At 71.6% G+C, this 2,706-nt stretch carries 2 protein-coding genes and 1 pseudogene; all 3 read right to left on the bottom strand.

From position 1 onward, the window contains the following. Positions 1 to 848, bottom strand: a pseudogene (locus ACIQTP_RS46940) (hypothetical protein); the annotation flags it as partial. After that, positions 839 to 2,320 carry a maltokinase gene (locus tag ACIQTP_RS46935; protein WP_403412378.1) on the bottom strand — a complete coding sequence of 494 codons (1,482 nt, stop codon included), beginning with the start codon at positions 2,318 to 2,320 and terminating at the stop codon, positions 839 to 841. The gene ACIQTP_RS46935 and the pseudogene ACIQTP_RS46940, both read right to left, overlap by 10 nt. A 66-nt stretch (positions 2,321 to 2,386) precedes the next feature. Continuing rightward, positions 2,387 to 2,706, bottom strand: a 320-nt coding sequence (locus ACIQTP_RS46930; RefSeq protein WP_403412375.1) for an alpha-glucosidase C-terminal domain-containing protein, incomplete at its 5' end; no start/stop codon positions are given.

The raw sequence follows: 2,706 nt of genomic DNA, 5'->3' as shown, positions 1-2,706 counted from the left end.
GGCAGGTGGACCTCGTACACGGACAACGGTGCCTCGTGCACGGGACGGGCCCCCCGACCCGCCATCCACTCCTCGTCCGTCCACACGTGGTGCGACTCGGTGACGATCGAGGCGGTCGCCGGAGGCACCTCGGTGCGGCGGGCCATCGGGTCGGCGCGCATCGTGTGCGTCCCGTCGGGCCGGGTGATGTCGAACTTGTACGGCGTTCCCGCGCCGATGCCGGGCAGGAACAGCTCCCAGACGCCCGTGGAACCGAGCGACCGCATGGGGTAGGCGGTGCCGTCCCAGTGGCAGAAGTCCCCGCAGACCCTGACCCCCTGGGCGTTGGGTGCCCAGACCGTGAAGCGGGTGCCGGTCACGCCCTGGTGGGTCATGGGATGAGCCCCGAGCGCACGCCACAGCTCCTCGTGGCGTCCCTCACCGATCAGATGGAGATCGACCTCGCCCAGCGCGGGCAGGAAGCGATACGGGTCCTGTACCTCGCAATCGTGGCCCGCGTACGTCACCGACAGCGCGTACTCGGGGATTGTGCCGAGCGGCAGGACGCCCGAGAAGAGACCGTCACCGGCCCCCCGTAGCTCCGTGCGCCGGCCGTCCACCACCACCGCGACGGCCTCGGCGTACGGTCGCAGCACGCGGAACACGACGCCGCCCGGCACCGGGTGCGCGCCGAGCAGTGCGTGCGGATCGTGGTGGGCGCCCGACAACAGGCGCGCACGGTCCGTCGCGTCCAGCGCGGCTACCGGCCTGGTGCCAACGGCGGTGGTGTGAACGGCCACGGCTTCAGCCTCCTCGGGGAAAACGGTGGGGCGGATGGATCCTGGGCTGCGGGTCGTCGTCAAAGGCATTCAGCAGGACGTTCGACGCGATCTTCGGCCTGATGGTCGGCTGGACGTCGGGCAGGATGGTGGGCAGGACGCTCGGTGGGGTGTTCGCCACGTCGGTCCCCTGCGCCCACTGCGAGGCGACCGACCGCCGCCATCGGGACCGGTAGCCAGTCCGGCCGGTGCCTCGCCTCGTAGAGCACCTCGTACACGGCCCTGTCGGTCTCGTACGCGCGCAGCAGTTCGGGCTCCTCGCGCGGGTCCCACGCGGCCGCGGCGGCGTACCCAGCGCAGAAGGCCTCCCGGCAGCGCTGCGCCCACTCGGGGCGCCACGGGTGGCGGGAGCGCGCGGCGTAGTCGAAGGAGCGCAGCATGCCCGCCACATCGCGTACGGGGGACTGGAGGCGTCGGCGCTCGGTGAGCGGACGGGCCGGCTCGCCCTCGAAGTCGATGACGGACCACTGCCGCCCGGCCCGCAGCACCTGGCCCAGGTGGAGGTCGCCGTGAATCCGCTGTGCCGGCCGAATCGCCGCGTCGAGCGCCGCGAGCGCGTCGAAGGCCGACCGCAATCCGGCCGCGTACGGCCGGAGTTCGGGCACCGAGCGGGCCGTGGTGTCGAGCCGTTCACTCATCGCGGCCGCGAGTTGCCGGTGCTGCAACGGACCGGGCGCTCGTACGGGGAACGCCGCCGCCAGCGCCACATGTATCTCGGCGGTGGCGCGGCCGAGTTCGTAGGCCTCTTCGGTGAACTCCCCGCCCGAGGTGAGCGATTGGAGCGCCAGGGTCCAGCCGTCGGAGGCGTCGCGCAGGAACGGCTGGAGCACCCCGAGTGTCGCCTCCCGCGGCTGCGCGGTGCCGAACCACGCCGCGGGGGCGGGTACGCGGGTGCAGCCCTGCCGGGCCAGCGCCCAGGGCACCTCCAGGTCGGGGTTGATGCCCGGCTGGACGCGGCGGAAGACCTTCAGGATGAAGGAGTTCCCGTACACGAGGGAGGAGTTCGACTGCTCGGTGTCGAGGAGCCGGGGGGTGAGACCGCCCGGGACCGTCACCTGGGGATCCCGCTCGAAGAGCAGCGGTCCCGCCGCCCCGGGCGTGCGCAGCCGTTCCAGCAGCAGACCCGTCGCGTCGGGATCGTGGAAGGCGTCGTACACGCTGAGGTCGGCCAGGGGACCCGCGCTCGGACGGCCGATGAAGGCGGGGGCGAGCCGGGGCGGCAGGACCTCGCGTGCGCCGAGCAGGAGCTGGTAGCAGTCGTCGGGCGGGGGAGTGCCGGGACCCCCGTGGTCGGAGCCGCCGAGATGTTCGGTGCGTATCAGGAGATGCAGGCAGCCCGGGTACAGCTCGGTCGACGACACCACGCTCAGACCGGTGACGGGGTGGCCCTTGCCCGCGAACCAGCGCTGCCGCGGCAGCCATTGCCGCAGCAGTTCGGCGAGCGAGGTGAGCAGCGCGGCGGGGGCATGGCTGCCCGGACGGTGCGACGCGGTCTTCGGCATGGCGACACGTCCTTTCAGAGGCAAGCGATCTTTGATGGGCACACGATCAAGGGCGATCACGTGCGGTCAGGATCGCCTGACGGTCCCGGGGGCGATCGCGCGTCGCAGCCGGAACCAGTAGAAGCCGTGGCCCGCGAGGGTGAGCAGGTAGGGGAGTTCGCCGATGGCCGGGAAGCGGACTCCGCCGATGAGCTCGACCGGGTGGCGGCCGCTGAAGGCCCGCAGGTCCAGTTCGGTGGGCTGGGCGAAGCGGGAGAAGTTGTGCACGCACAGGACCAGGTCGTCCTTGTACTCGCGCAGGAAGGCGATGACCGCTGGGTTCGAGGACTGGAGTTCCGTGTAGGAGCCGAGGCCGAAGGCCTTGTTCTGTTTGCGGATCTCGATCA

Origin of the sequence: Streptomyces sp. NPDC090798, assembly GCF_044768965.1 — a bacterium.
Taxonomy (GTDB): Bacteria; Actinomycetota; Actinomycetes; order Streptomycetales; family Streptomycetaceae; genus Streptomyces.
The sequence above is the reverse complement of the archived record's forward strand: the minus strand, read 5'-3'. Positions and strand labels throughout refer to the sequence as shown.

Excerpts from the sequence above, each read along its gene's own strand:
- ACIQTP_RS46935 (WP_403412378.1), bottom strand. The coding sequence starts at position 2,320 with ATGCCGAAGACCGCGTCGCACCGTCCGGGCAGCCATGCCCCCGCCGCG.